Source organism: Pseudomonas sp. PA-1-3F, assembly GCF_021609665.1.
Taxonomy (GTDB): domain Bacteria; phylum Pseudomonadota; class Gammaproteobacteria; order Pseudomonadales; family Pseudomonadaceae; genus Aquipseudomonas; species Aquipseudomonas paracarnis.
In genome coordinates, this window is the sequence record NZ_WJZD01000004.1 from 48,253 (window position 1) to 67,557 (window position 19,305).

General features: G+C 61.3%; 16 protein-coding genes. 6 read left to right on the forward strand and 10 right to left on the reverse strand.

The window, feature by feature from the left end:
- Position 1: 1 nt before the first annotated feature.
- A complete protein-coding gene (locus GIV26_RS03735) occupies positions 2-892 on the reverse strand; it encodes a LysR family transcriptional regulator (protein WP_014716644.1) in 891 nt (296 codons plus the stop codon).
- A 103-nt stretch (positions 893-995) separates the two neighbouring features.
- Here GIV26_RS03735 and GIV26_RS03740 point away from each other — a divergent pair, with 103 nt between their 5' ends.
- From GIV26_RS03740 to GIV26_RS03755, 4 genes are read left to right on the forward strand one after another with little or no spacing between them, the layout of a single operon-like run.
- On the forward strand, positions 996-1,331 hold the full coding sequence (locus tag GIV26_RS03740; protein WP_003188013.1) for a DMT family transporter: 336 nt from the start codon (positions 996-998) through the stop codon (positions 1,329-1,331).
- Positions 1,332-1,386: 55 nt separating this feature from the next.
- A complete protein-coding gene (locus tag GIV26_RS03745) occupies positions 1,387-2,562 on the forward strand; it encodes an NAD(P)/FAD-dependent oxidoreductase (RefSeq protein WP_057975429.1) in 1,176 nt (391 codons plus the stop codon).
- On the forward strand, positions 2,559-3,371 hold the full coding sequence (locus GIV26_RS03750) for an aldo/keto reductase (RefSeq protein WP_034125629.1): 813 nt from the start codon (positions 2,559-2,561) through the stop codon (positions 3,369-3,371). The genes GIV26_RS03745 and GIV26_RS03750 overlap by 4 nt, the downstream gene beginning before the upstream one ends.
- A gap of 41 nt (positions 3,372-3,412) precedes the next feature.
- Positions 3,413-4,372 (forward strand): hypothetical protein, encoded by a 960-nt coding sequence (locus tag GIV26_RS03755; RefSeq protein WP_003188010.1) that lies wholly within the window; start codon positions 3,413-3,415, stop codon positions 4,370-4,372.
- 27 nt (positions 4,373-4,399) lie between these two features.
- Here the strand turns inward: GIV26_RS03755 and hldE are convergent, their stop codons facing one another.
- Together hldE and msbA are read right to left on the reverse strand one after the other, a co-directional pair.
- Entirely contained in the window at positions 4,400-5,824 is a 1,425-nt protein-coding gene (gene hldE / locus GIV26_RS03760; protein ID WP_116666257.1) for a bifunctional D-glycero-beta-D-manno-heptose-7-phosphate kinase/D-glycero-beta-D-manno-heptose 1-phosphate adenylyltransferase HldE, read from the reverse strand.
- Positions 5,825-6,053: 229 nt separating this feature from the next.
- Positions 6,054-7,859 carry a lipid A export permease/ATP-binding protein MsbA gene (gene msbA, locus GIV26_RS03765; protein WP_014716640.1) on the reverse strand — a complete coding sequence of 602 codons (1,806 nt, stop codon included), beginning with the start codon at positions 7,857-7,859 and terminating at the stop codon, positions 6,054-6,056.
- A gap of 158 nt (positions 7,860-8,017) precedes the next feature.
- Here msbA and GIV26_RS03770 point away from each other — a divergent pair, with 158 nt between their 5' ends.
- Complete coding sequence (locus GIV26_RS03770; protein WP_236279520.1) at positions 8,018-9,859, forward strand: bifunctional O-antigen ligase/aminoglycoside phosphotransferase family protein; 1,842 nt, start codon at positions 8,018-8,020, stop codon at positions 9,857-9,859.
- 48 nt (positions 9,860-9,907) lie between these two features.
- On the opposite strand, the gene GIV26_RS03775 is transcribed toward GIV26_RS03770, so the two are convergent.
- The 7 genes from GIV26_RS03775 to GIV26_RS03805 all read right to left on the reverse strand — a co-directional run bounded on the left by GIV26_RS03775 (position 9,908) and on the right by GIV26_RS03805 (position 16,959).
- On the reverse strand, positions 9,908-10,789 hold the full coding sequence (locus GIV26_RS03775) for a glycosyltransferase (RefSeq protein WP_054896247.1): 882 nt from the start codon (positions 10,787-10,789) through the stop codon (positions 9,908-9,910).
- Positions 10,786-11,934, reverse strand: coding sequence for a glycosyltransferase family 4 protein (locus GIV26_RS03780; protein WP_057975427.1), 1,149 nt, complete (start codon positions 11,932-11,934; stop codon positions 10,786-10,788). Before GIV26_RS03780 ends, GIV26_RS03775 begins: the two co-directional genes overlap by 4 nt.
- 85 nt (positions 11,935-12,019) lie before the next feature.
- Positions 12,020-13,426, reverse strand: coding sequence for a PIG-L deacetylase family protein (locus GIV26_RS03785; RefSeq protein ID WP_186526783.1), 1,407 nt, complete (start codon positions 13,424-13,426; stop codon positions 12,020-12,022).
- Positions 13,423-14,319, reverse strand: a complete 897-nt coding sequence (locus GIV26_RS03790; RefSeq protein ID WP_236279521.1) for a GNAT family N-acetyltransferase — start codon at positions 14,317-14,319, stop codon at positions 13,423-13,425. The genes GIV26_RS03785 and GIV26_RS03790 overlap by 4 nt, the downstream gene beginning before the upstream one ends.
- Positions 14,320-16,077 carry a carbamoyltransferase family protein gene (locus GIV26_RS03795; protein WP_014716634.1) on the reverse strand — a complete coding sequence of 586 codons (1,758 nt, stop codon included), beginning with the start codon at positions 16,075-16,077 and terminating at the stop codon, positions 14,320-14,322.
- 142 nt (positions 16,078-16,219) lie between these two features.
- Positions 16,220-16,576 (reverse strand): YceK/YidQ family lipoprotein, encoded by a 357-nt coding sequence (locus GIV26_RS03800; RefSeq protein ID WP_236279522.1) that lies wholly within the window; start codon positions 16,574-16,576, stop codon positions 16,220-16,222.
- 56 nt (positions 16,577-16,632) lie between these two features.
- Positions 16,633-16,959 carry a YceK/YidQ family lipoprotein gene (locus GIV26_RS03805; RefSeq protein ID WP_127880472.1) on the reverse strand — a complete coding sequence of 109 codons (327 nt, stop codon included), beginning with the start codon at positions 16,957-16,959 and terminating at the stop codon, positions 16,633-16,635.
- Between the two features lie 189 nt (positions 16,960-17,148).
- Between GIV26_RS03805 and GIV26_RS03810 the strand changes: the two genes are divergently transcribed.
- Complete coding sequence (locus GIV26_RS03810) at positions 17,149-19,236, forward strand: TonB-dependent receptor family protein (protein WP_236279523.1); 2,088 nt, start codon at positions 17,149-17,151, stop codon at positions 19,234-19,236.
- The last annotated feature ends 69 nt before the right edge of the window (positions 19,237-19,305 follow it).

Sequence of the window (19,305 nt, forward strand, 5' to 3'; positions counted from 1 at the left end):
TTCAGTCGATCGCCTGCAAGCACTCGGCAAAACGTTTGGCCAAGAAGCGAGCGGCGGGCCCCAGGTGCTCGTCGCGGCGCCACACCAGTTCCACCACCAGGGCGGGCGGGGTCCATTCGCTGGCCAATTCGACCATCTGTTGCTGGTAGGTCGGGTATTGCACGATATGCCGAGGCAGCCAGGCCCAGCCCAGGCCACTCATCAGCCATTCGGCCAATACGTAGAAGCTGTCGGCACGCCATACCAAGGGGCTGGCCGCCTCGCTGCCGGGGTAGACGCTGGTCTGGGTCGACATCAGCAACTGCCGAAACTGGGCCAGGTGTTGGCACGTCACGTACTGCTCCTTGGCCAACGGGTGATTGACTCCGCACACCGTGACCATTTCCACACTGCCCACCACCCTTCGCTCCAGGGCTTCGGGAATCTGGTCGTGATAGAACAACAGCCCCAGGTCCGCCTTGCGCTCCACCAGCTTGCGCGCCACATCGCCCTGAGCTGCGCTGGACAACTGCACCTCCAGCAGCGGGTAGTGCACGGCCAGCGCCTCCAGGCTGTCGAGCACAGGCTGGAACAACATCGCCTCATCCTGAGCCAGGCGCAGGCAGGCTTCCTCGCCGCGGGTCAACGACAACGCCCGGCCCGTGAGGCGCTCACACTGGCGCAGCACCTCACGCGCTTCCTCCAGCAACACACTGCCGGCCTCGGTCAGGCGCGGTTGCCGGCCGCTGCTACGTTCGAACAGGACAACGCCCAAGTCAGCCTCCAGCAGGGCAATGCCACTGCTGACCGCCGATTGCGCCTTGCGCTGCCCACGGGCCACGGCAGAAAACGAACGCTGCTCGGCGACGCTGACAAACAGCCGCATCTGCTCCAGATCCCATTGCACGCTCATGGCTCAACCCATCTCAATTCCAGATAGGTAATGACTTTACCCCATCTGGCGAACCTCTAGAATGCCGACCTTATCAAATGCGCATCACGTCGAGGATTGCCCCATGAATGCCGCCTACTACTACTTGGCCATCGCCATCTGCTCGGAAGTGATCGCCACCGTTTCCATGAAAGCCATCAAAGGCTGGAGCACCCCTATCCCGTTGCTGCTGGTGATCGTCGGCTACGGCGTGGCGTTCTGGATGCTGACCCTAGTGGTACGCACCGTGCCGGTCGGCGTGGCATACGCGGTATGGGCCGGGATGGGCATCGTGATGGTCAGCATCGCGGCGTTGTTCATCTATGGGCAGAAGCTGGATGTACCGGCGATGCTGGGGATGGGCCTGATTGTGCTGGGCGTGGTGGTGATTCAGCTGTTCTCGAAAACCGCCGGGCACTGACCGCCACTCAACAGCCTGTATACTGCGCCTCTTGTCTTGAACACTGAGGTCGCCGATGCCATCCGTTATTTCCACCGACGTTCTGATTGTCGGCGCCGGGGTTGCCGGCCTCTGGCTCAATGCGCGCCTGCGCGGCCAGGGGTTTTCCACGGTACTGGTGGAAAGCGCCACCCTGGGCGGCGGGCAAAGCCTGAAGTCCCAGGGGATCATTCACGGCGGTGCGAAATACGCCTTGCATGGCGCGCTCACCGGCGCCTCCGAAGCCATTGCCGATATGCCGCGCCGCTGGCGTGAAGCCCTGGCCGGCAGCGGCGAGCTGGACCTGTCCGGTGTGCGCGTGCTGTCCCAGGCGCATTACTTGTGGTCGCCCGGCACGATTGCCGGCAACCTCACCAGCTTTTTTGCCAGCAAGGCCGTGCGTGGCCGCGTCGATCAGGTCAAGGGCGACGAACTGCCCCTGGCGCTGCAGGACCGTCGCTTCAAAGGCAAGGTCTATCGCCTGGCCGAGCTGGTGGTGGACGTGCCCAGCCTGATCAACCGCCTGGCGCAATTGGCCGGTGACGGTCTGCTTGCTGGTCAGCACATCGAACCGTTGCTGGAGGGTGGCACCCTGGTGGGCTTGAAGGTCGATGGCCGTGAAATCCGCGCCCAACGCATAGTCCTGAGCGCTGGCGGCGGCACGGCAGACTTGCTCGCCGCCCTGGGCCATAGCCAGCCGGCCATGCAAAAACGCCCGCTGCACATGATCATCGCCAAAGGCCCCGGCCTCAAGCCGCTGTACGCCCACTGCCTGGGCGGCGGCACCAAGCCGCGGATCACCGTAACCACCCACCCGGCCGCCGACGGCAACTGGGTGTGGTACATGGGCGGCGATATCGCCGAGGCTGACGGTGTGGCGCGTACGCCGCAAGAACAGATCGCCACCGCGCAAAAAGAGCTGGCGCAACTGCTGCCCTGGATCGACATGAGCCAGACTCAGTGGGCCACCCTGCGGGTGGATCGCGCCGAGCCGCTGCAATCGGGGCTGAGCCGTCCCGATAACGCGTTCCTTGCCGAAGACGGCCGTCTGCTGGTGGGCTGGCCCACCAAACTGGCCCTGGCGCCGGACTTCGCCGACCGCGTACTCCACGCCCTGGAGCGCGACGGCATACGCCCCAGCGCCAGCGCCCCTCTGCCCGAACTGCCAACCCCGGCAATCGGCCAACCCGCCTGGGAGCAACTGTTGCCATGAGCCTGCCAACCCTGCACGACCTGCATCGCCCCCTGGGCAGCACCGGCCTGCTGGTGTCGCCCCTGGGCCTGGGCACCGTCAAGTTGGGCCGCGACCAAGGGGTGAAATATCCCAACGGCTTTCAGATCCCTGGCGACGACGACGCCCGCATGTTGTTGCGCCAGGCCCGCGAGCTGGGCATCAACCTGATCGACACCGCGCCGGCCTACGGCATGAGCGAAGAGCGCCTGGGGCCGCTGCTGCGTGACCAGCGCAAGGACTGGGTAATCGTCAGCAAGGTTGGCGAAGAGTTTGCCAATGGCGTGTCCCACCACGATTTCAGCGCGGCCCATACGCGAATGTCGATTGAACGCAGCCTGAAACGACTTGAAACGGATTTTATCGACCTGGTGCTGGTGCACTCCGACGGCAACGACTTGCATATCCTCAATGATTGCGAGGTTTACCAGACCCTGGCGCAGCTGAAGAAAGACGGCAAGATCCGCGGTTTCGGCTTCTCCGGCAAAACCGTCGAAGGCGGGGTGAAAGCGCTGGAGCAGGGCGACTGTGCGATGGTCACCTACAACCTCAACGAACAGGCTGAGAAGGCCGTGATCGACTATGCGGCCGCCCACGGCAAGGGCATCCTGGTGAAAAAGGCGCTGGCCAGCGGCCACGTATGCCTGGAACCGGGAATGGATCCAATTCAGGCCAGTTTCACCTTGTTGTTCGCGCAAACGGGCGTCGCCAGTGCTATTGTCGGGACCATTAATCCGCTGCACCTGGCCCATAACGTAGCAACTGCTGCCCGGGTCATTCGTCAACTCTGATGCCGCCCACGCGGCCGACCCCGTCGCAAGAAGGAGCCGACATGCCGCGTACGCTCATAAGAAAGAACCCCAGCAACTTCAAGACACTGCCGCTGCACGTCGAAGCCACCCCCGAAGGCCTGAGCTACCAGAGCGTCGGCATGCCGCTCAACTTCGCCCAGACCCTGCAACGGCGCAAGCCGGTCGAGGTACCAGATGCCGAACGCTTCGCCCTGGAACTGGCGAACCTCGGCGTCTCGGTACGCCTGACCCTGCACTGGCAAAACAAGGACTACTGGGTGCTGGTGCGCCAACGCCGCCAGGACCGTGGCGATGTTGTGCTCAAGCTGATCTCCGGCTACGTCCCGGCCCATGAACTGAACCTGCCGCTGCACACCGCCATCCAGGAAATTGCCGAAGAGTGTCTGCTCGAAACCCCAGAAGGCTGGCTCGGCGGGCGCTTCAACGACACCTGGCTGCCGGCGCCCTACTCCGCAGCTTTGCATTACCGCGAGGCCCTGCCGTTTCGCCTGAGCCCTTTGTCTGGGGCCGCACGCCCGGTGCGCTGCGCCACCATGCAACTGATCGAGCGGCCACGGGCCTACGTGCACCTGCCGACCGCCTCGCTGCAATTGATTTATGACCTGCGCCTGGAAGTGCCGAAGGAAGCCAAGTCCCTCAGCTTGTTTCATGTGGATGAGCGTTTGGAGGGTGACCAACTGGTGGCGCGCCTGGACCGTCAGCGCCCGGACCTGTACTTGATGCCGCTCAAAGATGGCGAGCCACTGGCAGAGTTGTACACGGTCAAGAAAGACCAACTGTACCCGGCCAGCACGCGCGGCCTCTATCTGGCGGAAAGTTTTGCCCAGCAAGAGGGATGGCTGGTGCGCGATGAGCGGATTCGCTGGAAGGATTGGCTCAGGCAGCAGGGCCTGGCAGAACCGGAAAAAGACTCCAAGCTCAAGCGCTTGACCGGCAAGGCACGGCAGATGCTGCGCAAGATCGTGCCGAAGAAAAGCTAGGGGCGAGCAGGCTCGCCCCACGGGGTATCACTCGTTGTTGCGGATCTTCTCGACAATCGCAGTGGTGGAGCTGTTTTCAACCAACCCCAGCACTTTGACCGTGCCGCCGTAGGCGCTGACGATGTCCGCACCGACTACCTGATCGACAGTGTAGTCACCACCCTTGACCAGCACGTCGGGCTTGACCTGGGCCAACAGGTTTTCCGGGGTGCCTTCGGAGAAGCTGATCACCCAGTCCACCGCGCCCAGGCCCGCGAGTACCGCCATGCGCCGGTCAACACTGTTGATCGGGCGGCCAGGACCTTTCAAGCGGCTGACCGAAGCGTCATCGTTGACCGCAACGATCAAGCGATCGCCTTGGGCGCTTGCCTGCTCCAGGTACGTCACATGCCCGGCGTGCAGGATGTCAAAGCAGCCGTTGGTGAACACAATGCTTTCGTTGTGAGCTCGAGCATCGTCAATTGCCAGCAGCAACTGCTCCAGGCCCAGCACACCGCGCTCCGAGCCTTCGGAACGCTGGATCGCACGGCGCAACTCAGGTGCGCTGATGGCTGCAGTACCCAGCTTGCCCACCACAATGCCCGCGGCCAGGTTAGCCAAGGCCACGGCGTGGGGCAGTTCCTCGCCAGCCGCGATAGACGCAGCCAGAGTAGAGATTACCGTGTCACCGGCGCCCGTAACGTCAAACACTTCACGGGCACGCGCTGGCAGGTGCATCGCCGGATGGCCCGGACGCAACAGGGTCATGCCGTGCTCGCCACGGGTCACCAGCAAGGCGCCCAAGTCGAGATCGGCCATCAGCGCCGCGCCCTTGCTCACCAGTTCGTGCTCATCAGCGCAACCGCCGACGATGGTTTCGAACTCACTGAGGTTGGGCGTGAGCAGGCTGGCGCCTCGGTAAACAGAGAAGTCCTTGCCCTTGGGATCGGCCAGCACCGGAATGTTGCGAGCCTTGGCGGCCTGGATCAACACCTGGTGATTCTGCAAGGCGCCTTTGCCGTAGTCGGACAACACCAGCACCTTGATACCGTCGAGCAGCGCGTCGACCTGGTCGCCAAGGGCCAGGGCGTCGGTGGCGAAGGGTTCTTCAAAATCGATACGCAGCAACTGCTGATGACGGCTCATGACCCGCAGCTTGACGATCGTCGGCTGATGGGCGATGCGCTGAAACAACGCACGCACGCCGGCGCCCTGCAGGCTGTTGGCCAGGCTTTCGGCCGCTTCGTCGTCGCCGGTCACCCCCACCAGGGAGGCCGGGGCGCCGAGGGCGGCAATATTGAGCGCGACGTTGGCAGCGCCACCTGGGCGGTCTTCGATTTGCTCGACCTTGACGACCGGTACCGGAGCCTCAGGGGAAATCCGTGAGGTACCACCATGCCAGTAACGGTCGAGCATGACATCGCCGACCACCAAGACAGCGGCTTGATTGAATCGCGGCATGGACAACTTCATGGAGCAACCCACATACAAAATGAACAGGGGCGCGATATTAGCACAGGGTTTGCGATGGCTTGCGACCACCGCAGGGCAAATGTGGGAGGGGATTTGCTCTCTGTAGGAGCGAGCTTGCTCGCGAGAAACTTACAGACGCCGCATTTATTCAGGAAGCGCGGGTCATCGTTGAAGTTTTTCGCGAGCAAGCTCGCTCCCACATTTCATTTACCCCGTGATGCCGGGTGGATCAGGTGATATCAGCCTGCACCGGTGCATCCAGGCCCATGGCATGCAGGCGGGCGTAATAGCCGTTCTGCGCCAACAACTCGCCATGGGTACCGCGCTCGACAATCCGCCCGTCATCCATCACCAGGATCAGGTCAGCCTTCTCGATGGTGGACAAGCGGTGTGCGATCACCAAGGTCGTGCGGCCTTGCATGACCTTATCGAGTGCCGCCTGGATATGCCGCTCGGACTCGGTATCAAGGGCCGAAGTGGCCTCGTCGAGGATCAGCAACGGCGCATTCTTGAGCAACGCACGGGCAATCGCCAAGCGCTGGCGCTGGCCGCCGGACAACAGCACACCGTTCTCACCCACCTGGGTATCGAAGCCCTTGGGCAACTGATCGATGAAGTCCTTGGCGTTGGCATCCGCCGCCGCCGCCTCAACGTCGGCACGAGGCGCACCGGCCAGGTCGCCGTAGGCGATGTTGTTGGTCACGGTGTCGCTGAACAGGGTCACGTGCTGGGTAACCTGGGCAATATGCTTGCGCAGGTTGAGCAGCTTGTAGTCTTCGATCTCGATGCCATCGAGCAGAATTTCACCGCTTTCATGGTGGTAGAAACGCGGGATCAGGCTGGCCAGGGTCGACTTGCCGCTGCCCGAACGACCCACCAGGGCGATCATCTGCCCAGGCTCGGCGGTGAAGCTGATGTCCTTGAGCACATGGCGATCGGTGCCAGGGTAGGTGAAGTTCAGGTGACGCACTTCCAGGCGACCGCTGACCTTGTCGCGTTCGAGAGTGCCGTGGTCGACCTCAACGTCTTCGTCCAGCTGTTCGAAGATGCTTTCGGCGCCCGCCACACCTTTCTGAATAGTCGAGCTGACCTCCGAGAGCTGGCGGATCGGCTTGGGCAACAAGCCCGCCAGAGTGATGTAGGCCACCATGTCACCCGCCGAGGCGTCGCCACGCAGGTACAGCACCAGGAACATCAGTACTGCCATGGCGGAGTAGATCACCAATTGCAGCGCCGGGGTGTAGATCGCCCCGGTGCGGGTCATGCGCAGTTGCTTGTTGGTGTTGCTCTGGCTGGCCTTGAAAAAGCGCTTCTGTTCGTAGACTTCGCCGCCGAAGCTGCGCACCACGCGGTAGCCCTGGATGGTCTCCGAGGCCACGTGGGTCACGTCGCCCATGGCCACCTGGATCTTCTTGCTCTGCTTGCGGAATTTCTTGCTGGCGGTACTGACCATCACGGCAATCAACGGCAGGATCGCGATCATTACCAACGTCAGGCGCCAGTTCATGTACAGCAAGGAAGCGAACAGGAAGATCACCGTCATGCCTTCGCGGATCACCACCTTGATAGCATCGGTCGCGGCCCCCGTGACCATGGTCACGTTGAAGGTGATGCGGGAAATCAGATGCCCGGAGTTGTGGTTATCGAAGTAGCGGTTGGGCAGCGTCAGCAGGTTGTTGAACAGTTGTACCCGCAAGTCGTGGACCAGACCCAGGGAGACCTTGGCCAACAGGTAGTTGCCCAGGAACGAACCAAGGCCCTGCCAGGCCGCGATCAAGATGATCAGCAGCGGCACTGCCTGCAGCAATTGCAGGTCGCGCAAAAAGGGCACGGTCGGGAACAGCACAGCTTCCGGATTGGAGAGACCGTCGACAAAGTACTTGAGGATGTAACCCAACATCGGTTGGGTCGACGCGAAAATCAGAAATCCAAGGATACTCAACGCGAACAAGCCCATATAGGGCTTAACGTAACTGAGCAGGCGGAAGTATATTTTCAAGCTCGAAGGGCTTGCGCTCGGACTGGAGTCGGTCATATCACGCGGCGTTTTGAAAAAGGAGGCTGACTTTAGCACAGCTTCTCTGTTGTACTTGCACCCGGCGTAAGCCGCGGCCCGGTTGGATCCTACCGGCGACATTACTTAGCCACTAGCTTAAGATGGTCGGCTTTCTATTTCTGGAATGGCTTTACTGTATGCACTCCAAGCGCCTTACCTATGGCTCAAATCGCGTTTTCGACTTCCTGGTCCTATGGATTTTGCCTGTTGGCTTGCTGCTGCTCCTGAGTGCACTGTTCTTTGTCGGCAATCGCAATGTACTGCACCGCATTGTCTACATCCTGTTCAGCGTACCGACCTTGTTTCTGTTGTGCATGCGCCCTCGGGAATTCAAGGACCTGCTGCGCGAGCCCCTGGCAATCGCGTTCCTGGCGTTCTCCGCCTGGGCGTTGACCAGTCTGCTCTGGAGCCCGGCGCCCAGTTCCGATACTGACCTGTTCAAGCGACCATTGAATACCTTCATGCTGTTTGGCGGCTGCGGTCTGCTGCTGCATTACCGCAACGAATTGTTCAAGCCGATCTTCTTCAGCGCTGCGGTGATTGCGCTGGTGGTCAGCCTGGGTAACCTGGTGGCGTTCGCCAAGGGTTATTCGCCCGGCATGCGCATGATCGGCGGCCTGGGCGCCCTCGACAACCCACTGCTCAGCTCGCATCTGTTTGGCTTTTTCACGGTGTACTGGCTGTATGTCTGCATGACTACCCAGCGTCTCAAGGTGCTGTGGTTCAGCGTTCCGGCCCTGGCGGTCATGACCACTGCGGTGCTGGCGACCGGCTCACGCACGCCACTGGTGGCGCTGACGCTGGCCATCCTGTGGATGAGTTTCGTAAGCCGCAACCGCCGTGCGGCACTGCTCATTATCGGCATGGCCGTGGGTGCTGCCGGACTCCTGTTGCTCCACCCCGAATTGATCACCAAACGCGGCAGCTCGTTTCGCTTCGAACTGTGGAGCATGTCTCTGCAGCTTATCGCCGAACATCCATGGATCGGGCATAGCTACGACTCGGAGCTGTTTCTCACAGTGTCGGATGGCCTTCAACTACGCGAAACCCACAGCTTCGCCCTTGGCGTGCTCTATTACGTCGGCATCATCGGTTTCATCCCATGGGCCTTCATGCTCGTTTGGGGCTTATACAAAGGCCTGCAGCAACGCGCCCAGCCGCTGTTCATCCTGGCTTCGTCACTGCTGGCCTACGGCATCGGTGCGGGCCTGACCGAGGGCGGCGGCATTCTGTCGCGCCCTAAGGAGCACTGGTTCCTGCTGTGGATTCCGTTGGCAATTATCACCGGCCTGAGCCTCGCCCAGCGCCATCGCAGCCTGCTGCGCATGCCGGTGCAGAACCTCAAGCCCGCAGCGTTTGAACAGCTTTGCAGCAACGCCCATGTGATTGAGGCCGATGGCCTGGGGCCCAAAGTTCTGCGCCTGGAGGACGGCAGTTTCCTGAAGCTGTTCCGCCCACGCCGCTGGTACACCTCCGGCAGCTTCAACCCGTACTCCGAGCGCTTTGCCAGCAACAGCGAGCAACTGCGCACCCTGGGCATTCCTACGCCGCACATCCTCGGGCTCTATCGCCTGAGCGATGCCAGCAGCGCAGTGCGCTACACGCCGTTGCCCGGGCTGACGTTGCGCCAAGCGCTGCAAAGCCTGGACAGCAGCCTGCGTGAATCACTGGTTGAGCGCTTTGGACGGTTCATGGCGCAACTGCACGAGCGCGGCGTGTACTTCCGCTCGCTGCACTTGGGTAACGTGTTGTTGATGGACGACGGTGAGTTCGCCCTGATCGACGTGGCTGACCTGCGCATCTACCCGTCTTCACTGCGTTACGCCTTGCGCCAACGTAACCTGCGCCACATGCAACGTTATCCTCAGGATCGCAACTGGCTGTTCGAAACGCATTTCGAACAACTGGTCAAAGGTTACGCCTCGGAGGCGAGCCCAGCCGCCACTGCAAAAATCCGCGAGCAGGTCCAAAGCCTGTAAACACCTGTAGGAGCGAGCTTGCTCGCTCCTACAGGGTGCGGCGTTGGTTCAGTTCTTGAGCGGCGCCAGATACAACCGCACCAGCCCGCGCAAGGTCTTGCGCCCCCAGAACTTCAAAGGGATCTGCTTGAGAACCTCCCGCGCCAACGGGCGGTCGCGGTCGGCGGTCTTGAGAAACATCGAGTTCAGGAAGTTGTAGCGAACCGCGTCATAGGCCGGGTGCTCGCTGAACTTGGCGTAGGTCTTGAGGATGTTCTGGATCATGTAGCGGTGGTTCTTGTACGTGTTGCTGGCGTGCTGGCGATACTTGGCCATCACCACGTCAAGGGCGTCAATGGTGTAGCCCGCCGCCGTGATCTTCAGTTGGATCAGCAAGTCTTCCAGGGGAATCTGCGGGTCGAAACCACCGACCTCCTCCAGCACTTCGCGACGAATCAGCATGGTCGGCGCCGGTGGAAACGGCTTGCGGTCCAGGAAGAGGTCATCGAAGTCCAGACGTCGAAACGGCACGTCGCGACGCTGTTTCTTCTCCGGGTGCAGGTTGCCATCCCCGTCGATCAGCTCGATATTGCCAGCACACATGCCCACCTTCGGCTTGCCGTCCATATACGCCACCTGGGTGGCAATACGGTCCGGCAACATGATGTCATCCGAGCCGAACGGTGCGATGAGGCTACCCTTGGCGCGAGCAATCGCACCGTTCAAGGTCGCGCTGAGCCCTTGGTTCTGCTGCACCTGGAAATCAAAGCCGTGCTCGGCCTGCAAGCGCTGGATGCGTTCGACGCTGTCATCCTTGGAGCCGTCGTCGACTACCAACAGCTCGATATTGGGGTAGGTCTGCCCCAGCACGCTAAGAATGCTTTGCTCGATGTACTGGCCATGGTTGTAGGAAGCGATGATCACCGAGACCAGGGGTTGTGGCTGATTCATGCTCTACCTACTTCACGCAAACCGGTTTCAATCAGGGTCAGGTACTTGTGCTTGAACTCATCGAGGGTGTGGTTGGCCTCCAGATAGCGGAACACCTCCTCACCCTTGGCGCGCAATTGTTCATCGCTCATGGCCAGGTAAGTGTCCAGGGCCGCAGCCAATTGTTCGACGTTGCCCGGATCATGGGACAAGCCGCCCGCGCCCTGCACCAGTGGCAGCATCGCCGGGCCGTTGGAGGCAATCACCGGCAGATGGCCGCTCATGCCTTCCAGCAAGGCCAGGCCCAGACCTTCGAACAGCGACGGCATGGTCCAGATATCGAAGCCACGCACGTACTTCATGCCGTCTTCGCGAAAGCCCAGCAAGTGCGCACGGCCGGTCAGGCCCAGGCGCTCGATGTCGGCACGCAGGTCGGCTTCGGCACGGCCGGAACCAATAATCCCCACCTGCGCCTCAGGGTATTTGTCCTTGAGCGTGGCGAAGGCTTGCAGCAGGTGGGTATGGCCCTTGATCGGCACGAGGCGGCCCAGGGCGCCGATCATCCGTGCATCCGTTGGCAGGCCCAGGGCCTTGCGCGCGTCCTCACGAGACAGCTGCAAAGCCTCGGCCTGGGGAATGTCGATCGCATTGGTGACGTAGGTGGTGTTCTCACGGGTGAACCCGCAGTTGAGGTCTACCAGGTAGTCCTTGACCGCTTCGGACACCCCGACAAAACGCCACGCCGGGCTGACCCAGCGCTGGGTCTGACGCCGACGGTAACCACGGGCGTACTCGCCAAAGCCGTGGGAGATGCCGATGCACAGCGGGATCTTCAACCAGCGGTTGAGCGACAGCATCATGTTCACCGACTTGAAGCGGTTACAGATGACCACGTCGAACTTCTGCTCGCGGCAGTACTTGTAGATCTGCCACATGGCGCCAAAGCGAATGCCCTTGAGGGACTTTTCCGGCAGCTCGAAATAATGGGAGTGCTCGGCCACGCTCAGGGGCTGGCCGGGCAGCGGGCGCCCACTGAGAAATCCGGAGGTCACCTCGAAGCGCTCAGCCGGCAGGGATTTGACGATTTGCTCACCCAAGTCCGCGAAGTCATGGGTCTTGACGTTGTAGTCCGGCTGTAACTGCAAAACCTTGAAACGAGGCTTCATAACTCTCCATGCAGCGATCTGGCTACGGGCACGCAGCCCGGTAAAAAGGGCGACAGGCGCATAACGGCCTGCCTTCAATCGGCTCTCAGTCCTGCTTCAGGACCCACAACAGCTCGTGACGGCGCACGGCCTTGCGGAAGAATTCGTTCTCGCCATAGGGCGATGGACTACGGCCCGCCAGCAGTTGCTGCAACCACCTACGCACTCGACGCTTGAACGGCGCTGGCGGCTGCAGGTCGTGCATCATGCCCAGGGCCATGGCCTTGTCCTGCTGCTGGCTCAAGGCGAGGGCGAAACTGCACGGCACCAGCTCCACAGCACCATCGAAACGTGGCGGCAGCGCCACGCCAGCGCCGGAATCGCCCATTGGCCAGCGGTCGTTATCATGCAGGTGATTGGCGTAGCCGAGCAATGTGTCGGGCTGCCACTCCAGGCCCTGCAAGGCTTCCAGCACTGCCGCGTGGGCGCAGATATGGTCGGCGTGAGGGTCAAGCAACGGCGTGGGCAAGACGATGACCTGGGGCCGCGCCTTGAGCAGCAGCGCCCGCAGGTCGGCGATCAGGTTATGCCAGGTCGGTGCACCATCAGCATCGCCAGGCAGGGCAAAACCATTGAACTGGCGGAACAGCCGCGTATCGGCCAAACCGGCTTCGCGGGAGGCTTGAGGCTGATCTGGCGCGGCCTGCATGGCTTGCAATTGCATGCAGAAGTACCCCAACTGCACGCACTGCGCCTCGGGCACGCCCGCCCAGCGGGGCACGGCGACGCTGTCCCAGGCCCGCAAACGGCCCTTGAGGCGCGCAGCTTCAGCCTTGGGCAGGCCCATGTGCTGATAATGCTCAGCTTCGATTTCACCGGCCGTCAGCGTGACGATCCAGCTTTCAGTCGCCTGGCTGTAAAGGCTGAACGCAGCCAGCTCGGCATCGTCGGCATGGGGCGCGATCACCATCACACGTTGCTGGCGATAGTCCGGCTGGCGAAAGCGCCACAGCGTCGGCTGCCCCTTTATCCGGCAAAAACGCCCGCGCAATTCGAGCTTGCCCGCGGCCAAGGCTTCGGCGGCGCCGGTCAGGTTCAGATAACGCCGCCCAGCGACGCCGCGCTCGAAGGCTTGCCGGTCCGGGCTTTGCAGGCCCAACAGGTCCACCGCAGGGTCGAAGAAACGCCCCAGCCAGGTACTTTTCAACTCAATGCCGACGATCAGGGTTTCATCCGCCGCCAACTGCGCATCCAGCAACAGCCGGCCCGCCTCCAGGCGCAAGCCGGGCTGTTCGTTGCCGGCCGGGAACGCGTACTCATAGCTGTCTTTGGGCGAGTAAAACAGGTGATCGGCAAACCAGGCTTCATGGGCGGCCCACAGCAGCACCGCAAGGATCAGCGGCAACCACCAGGCGACCAGTACGCCGGTGGCGACCAACACCAGCACGCCGATCAATAGCGCAATACGCTTGTTACGCCGATGGCGCTTGAGCAGTTGCTGTTTACGGCTCATACACTGAACACCGGCACCGGGTTGCACCAGCGCTCCTTGTATTCACGGTCGGAACGCCCGAAGGAGAAGCGCAGCGACTTGTTCGCCACCCGCGCCTGCTCCCAGGCACCTTGGGTATTGAGAAAACTCAGCACACTGCCAGGGCTGAATGCACGGGTTTCAGGGTCGACGCCGCCATTGACATACTCGGCACTGAACCACTCGTTGGACTGCACCTGATACACCAATTGCACTGCAATCGGCGCGTCGTTCAGAAACAGCACCGAGCCGAACAGGAATTCCTTGAGCAACTCCAGCACCTCGGCCAGACGCGCCGCGCCCGCCGCCGGGAAGCCCCAACGACGCTGGAACAGGTCGCAATAGATCGCCGCCAGTTCTACGCTGGAAAACTCACTGACCGCCCTTACCAAGCCGCCCGCCTCTTCCAACAGGCGCAGTTCACGCCGCTGGTTGTAGCGAAACTTCTTCGACAGGTCTTCGGGAGTACGCGCCATGGCCAATTGCTCGGCCTGGGGCTTGAGGGTGCTCACGCGCCCTTGATTGAGCGTCGACAGGTAGCGCGCACGATGACGCAACGGCAGCTGCGCATCGGCAGCAATCGGCAGGATGATCTCGGCGTTGCCCAGGTCAAACAGGCCTTTCTTGCCGCTGCGCTTGAGCACATCCTTGGACAGCGCCAGGTCGCGCCCCCAGGTGGCGATTGCCCCCTTGAGTTCACCACCGTGCTCCCAGCCCAGGTAGCGCACAGGTATCTGCGCCAGCCCGGCCAACCGCTCGATCACCTGGGGATGGGTCGCCACACTGCCGCCGTAACGCTGCCAGGCCTGGGCGTAAACCTCGGCCTCGACAGGCGCCCAGCCACGTTCACGCCAGCCCTGGAAGCGGTTCAGCATTTAAACCACGGCGTCATAAGGGTCCACGCCGTCCTTGACCACCAGGATGTCTTCCATGATCAGGTACTGCAGGTCCGAGCCGAAGAACATGTTCAGCGCGTCGGTCGGCGAGCAGATCATCGCTTCGCCACGACGGTTGAGCGAGGTGTTCAGGGACACGCCGTTACCGGTCAGCACTTCCAGCTCTTTCATCATGTCGTAGTAGCGCGGGTTGTACTCGCGCTTGAGCACCTGGGCGCGGGAAGTACCGTCTTCGTGCACCACTTCCGGTACACGGGTCTTCCACTCTTCGGCGACTTCGAAGGTGAAGGTCATGAACGGCGCAGGATGATCGACCTTGATCATCTGCGGGGCAACGGTGTCGAGCATCGACGGGCAGAAAGGCCTCCAACGCTCGCGGAACTTGATCTGGTGGTTGATGCGATCCGCCACGCCGGTCGCACTCGGGCAACCGATGATCGAACGACCGCCCAAGGCACGCGGGCCAAACTCCATGCGGCCCTGGAACCAGGCGACCGGGTTGCCGTCGACCATGATCTTGGCGATGCGCTTGGGCATGTTTTCGATCTTGCGCCAGTTCGGCTTGCTCTCGTGCTTGGCGCACGCGGCGATCACGTCTTCGTTGCTGTAGGACGGGCCGAGGTAGACGTGTTCCATCTTCTCGACCGGTACGCCACGAGCATGGGACACGTAGGCCGCCGCACCGACGGCGGTGCCGGCATCGCCGGAAGCCGGCTGTACGAACAGCTCTTTGACGTCGTCACGGGCAATGATTTTCTGGTTCAGCTTGACGTTCAGCGCACAGCCGCCGGCGAAGGCCAGCTTGCCGGTGTCCTTGAGGATGTCGCCCAGGTAGTGGTCGATCATCTGCAAGGCCAGTTTTTCGAACAGCGCCTGCATGCTGGCTGCATAGTGGATGTACGGTTCGTCGGCGATGTCGCCTTCGCGTTTCGGCCCCAGCCACTCGATCAGTTTTGGCGAGAAGTAGAACCCCTTGCCCTTCTCTTTGTAGCGGCGCAGGCCGATGACGTTGGCGTAGTCGGTGTTGATCACCAGTTCGCCGTTTTCAAAGGAGGCCAGGCGCGAGAAGTCGTATTTGCTGGCATCGCCGTACGGCGCCATGCCCATGACCTTGAACTCACCATCGAGCATCTCGAAACCGAGGAACTCGGTGATTGCGCCGTACAGGCCGCCGAGGGAGTCCGGATCGTAGAATTCCTTGATCTTGTGGATCTTGCCGTTTTCGCCGTAGCCAAAGAAGGTAGTGGCGTACTCACCCTTGCCGTCAATGCCCAGGATCGCGGTTTTTTCCTGGAAGCCCGAGCAGTGGTAGGCGCTGGATGCGTGAGCCAGGTGGTGTTCTACCGGTTCAATCTTGATTTTCTTCGGATCGAAGCCCAGTTGCTCCAGGCACCAGACGATCTTGTTGCGATAGCGCTTGTAGCGACGGTTGCCCATCAGGATCGCGTCAAGGGCGCGGTCCGGGGCGTACCAGTAACGCTTGGCGTAGTGCCAGCGCGCCTCGCCGAACAGGCTTATCGGGGCGAACGGGATCGCCACCACGTCAACGTCCGAAGGCTTGATGCCAGCCTGCTCCAGGCAGAACTTCGCCGACTCGTAGGGCATGCGGTTCTTTGCATGTTTGTCGCGTACGAAGCGCTCTTCTTCGGCGGCCGCAATCAGCTTGCCGTCGATATACAGGGCTGCGGAAGGATCATGGCTAAGGGCGCCGGACAGGCCAAGAATCGTCAATGCCACTGGGGTCTAGCCTCTTTTAGTCTGCATGCAGGCGCATCGCGCCTGAAAAAAGTGTGTTTCCCGCCGGGGCGGGAAACAGCTAAAGGGCGGGATTATAGCTTAAAAGCAGAGGGAAGCTGTTAGCGACAAGCGCCGAGAGGGGCTAGCGGAAGATCTCGATGCTGCCGTCCTTGTTCTGGCGGTAGATCGTATAAGGCAGCATCAGGGTGTCCATGACACCAGAGGCGAAAAATTCAATCGCGATGATCGGGAAGGCATTGCCTTGGCGATCCAGCAGGTTTTGGTCCTTCAGGCTTTTATCCGGTGCGGGCTCGCCATTGAGGGTACAAAAGCCGTAGATCACCCCACTGTAGATACGCGGCACGTTTTCGCAGTGGCTGCGCGACTCCTTGAGATTCTGGCTGGCCACGGCATCCGGACGGAAGACGGTATTGATCGTTCCGCAACCGGAGGCCAATAACAAGGTTGAAACCAGCAGGACTCTGAAACCACGACTCACGAACAACTCCTTTCACTAAATAGATGGGCTGGGCACGTGCTCTTATATCCATAGGCTTATGAACGGCCTGGACGCCAATAGATGCTGATATTACCGTCGGCCGATTGTCGATAAATCGTATAGGGTAAAACCACCGTATCGGCAACCGCGGACACCGCAATATCCACGAGCACGAATGGTATGAGGAACCCGGTGGGGTCCGGGGCCGCGTGCAGCATGCAAAAATCAAAGGCCACACCGCTGTACGCGCGGGGAATGGATTGGCAATAGGTTTTTACGAGCCTGAGCTCACGCGCCGTGTCGCCCTCTTTGCGCATGACGCTATTAACCGTTCCACAGCCGCTTAATAACAGCGCAGCGACGCTTATACACAGCGCAGCCATTATTTTTCTTGTCATATCCTAGCCTCGCAAACGGTCAGCCAAGCTAGCACCGAGAGATTGGCTCATTCATCTGAGAAGCGCCGCCGCATTGCGTAAGAAAAATCCGAAATGATAAAACCTACCTGACTGTTTAAACTTGCGCACTTTTTGCGCGCCTTCGCTATGCGTGCCCAAGACTCTGGCTGCCTCATGAAAAAAACGCACGCTCGCTTTTTCCTCTTGCTGCCTGGCCTGCTGGCCTTGAGCAGCACAGTGCAAGGCGATGACTCGCCACTAACCCTCGCCCCCACCGTCGTCAGCGGCTCGCGCAGCGCCAGCCCGACGTTCGATTTGCCCTATTCCGTGGACGGCATCAACCGCGAGCAGATCAGTGACGGCCAGCTCGGCATCAACGCCTCCGAAGCCCTGTCCCGCGTGCCCGGCCTGGTGGTGCAGAACCGTCAGAATTACGCGCAAGACCTGCAGATCTCGTCCCGAGGCTTCGGCGCCCGTTCAGCATTCGGCGTGCGCGGCATCAAGCTGATCGCCGACGGCATCCCCGCCAGTACCCCGGATGGCCAGGGCCAGGCCGCGACGTTCAACCTCGACACGGCCGAGCGCATCGAAGTGCTGCGCGGCCCGGCGGCGACGCTGTATGGCAGCAACGCCGGGGGCGTGATCCAGATGTTCTCCCGCGACGGCGAGGGCCCGCCGCGTATCGGCGCCGAAACCCTGGTGGGCAGCGACGGCCTGAACAAGAACCACCTCAGCGCCGAGGGCGCGGTGAATGGCGCCGGGTTTGTGCTCGATGCCTCGCGCATGGACACCAACGGCTACCGGGATCACAGCAGCGCGCGCCGCGACCAGACCTTCGCCAAGCTCAATGTCGAGCCCGATGACGACAGCAAGCTGGCATTGATCTACAGCAGCCTGGAGCAGAACGGTACGCAGGATCCGCTGGGGCAGACCTGGGCAGCTTACAAGGCAGACCCGCGCTCGGTAAGCGCCAATGCGCTGAACTACAACACGCGTAAAAGTATCGATCATCAGCAATTGGGGATGAATTACGAGCGGTATTTCGGTGGCGCGACCTTGCAGGTCAATGCCTACACCGGGAGGCGCAGTGTGATTCAGTACCTGTCGATCCCCAAGGGCACGCCCGCCAACGAACGCGGCGGTGGCGTAGTGCAATTTGATCGAAAGTTCTACGGCGGCAGCGTGCGCTGGCTGCAGCCCATCGAAAGCGCGCCTGGCGAGCTGACGATCATTACCGGCCTGGACTTCGACCAAAGCGAAGACAGCCGCCATGGCTATCAGAACTACAGCGGCAACACCCTCGGCGTGAAAGGCCAACTACGCCGCGACGAAATCGACACGGCTCGCAGCCTCGACCCGTATATCCAAGCCAACTGGGCCCTCGACCGCTGGACCCTGCAAGCCGGCGTGCGCCACAGCACGATGCAAATGGACGTTGACGATCAGTTCCTGAGCAATGGCGACGCCAGCGGCAACAAGACCTACCAGAAAAACACCCCTTCGATGAGCGTGATGTACGCGCTCACCCCCGACTTGCACGCCTACATCAGCGCAGGCAAAGGCTTTGAAACCCCGACTCAGGCCGAGCTGGCCTATGCACCGGGCAACGCCGAGGGCTTCAACTTCGGCTTGAAGCCGTCTGAAAGCACGCAATATGAAATGGGCGTGAAAGCGCAACTGAACAACACGCGGATCAACGCCGCCATTTTCCAGATCACCACCGAGGACGAACTGGTGGTGCAGCAATCCATCGGTGGCCGTACCAGCTACCAGAACGCCGGTCGCACGTTGCGCCGCGGCTTCGAACTGGGTGTTGAAAGCCAGCTGAGCGACCATTGGAGCACCAGCCTGGCCTACACCCGCCTGCACGCAACCTACGACAGCGACTTTACCAGCGGCGCCAACACCATCGACAAAGGCAACTACCTCCCCGGCGTGCCACAAACCACCCTGTTCGCCGAACTGAACTGGAAACCACGGGACTGGGTCAGCACCGCCATCGAAGGCATGTACCGCAGCAAGGTCTACGTAGAAGACACCAACCAACAACACGCCGCGCCGGCCTACAGCGTCTTCAACTGGCGCGCACGGTTTGAGCAGAAGGTAGAGCACTGGACCTTTCACCAGACCCTGCGCCTGGATAATCTGCTGGATCGTCAGTACGTGGGGTCGGTGATTGTGGGGGATGGCAATAACCGCTACTACGAAGCGGCGCCGGGGCGCTCGTGGTATGCGGGGGCTGGGGCGCAGTACCAGTTCTGAATGCAGCGCCTGGACGGGCGCCATCGCGGGCAAGCCCGCTCCCACATTTTGACCGCGTTCACAGATCAA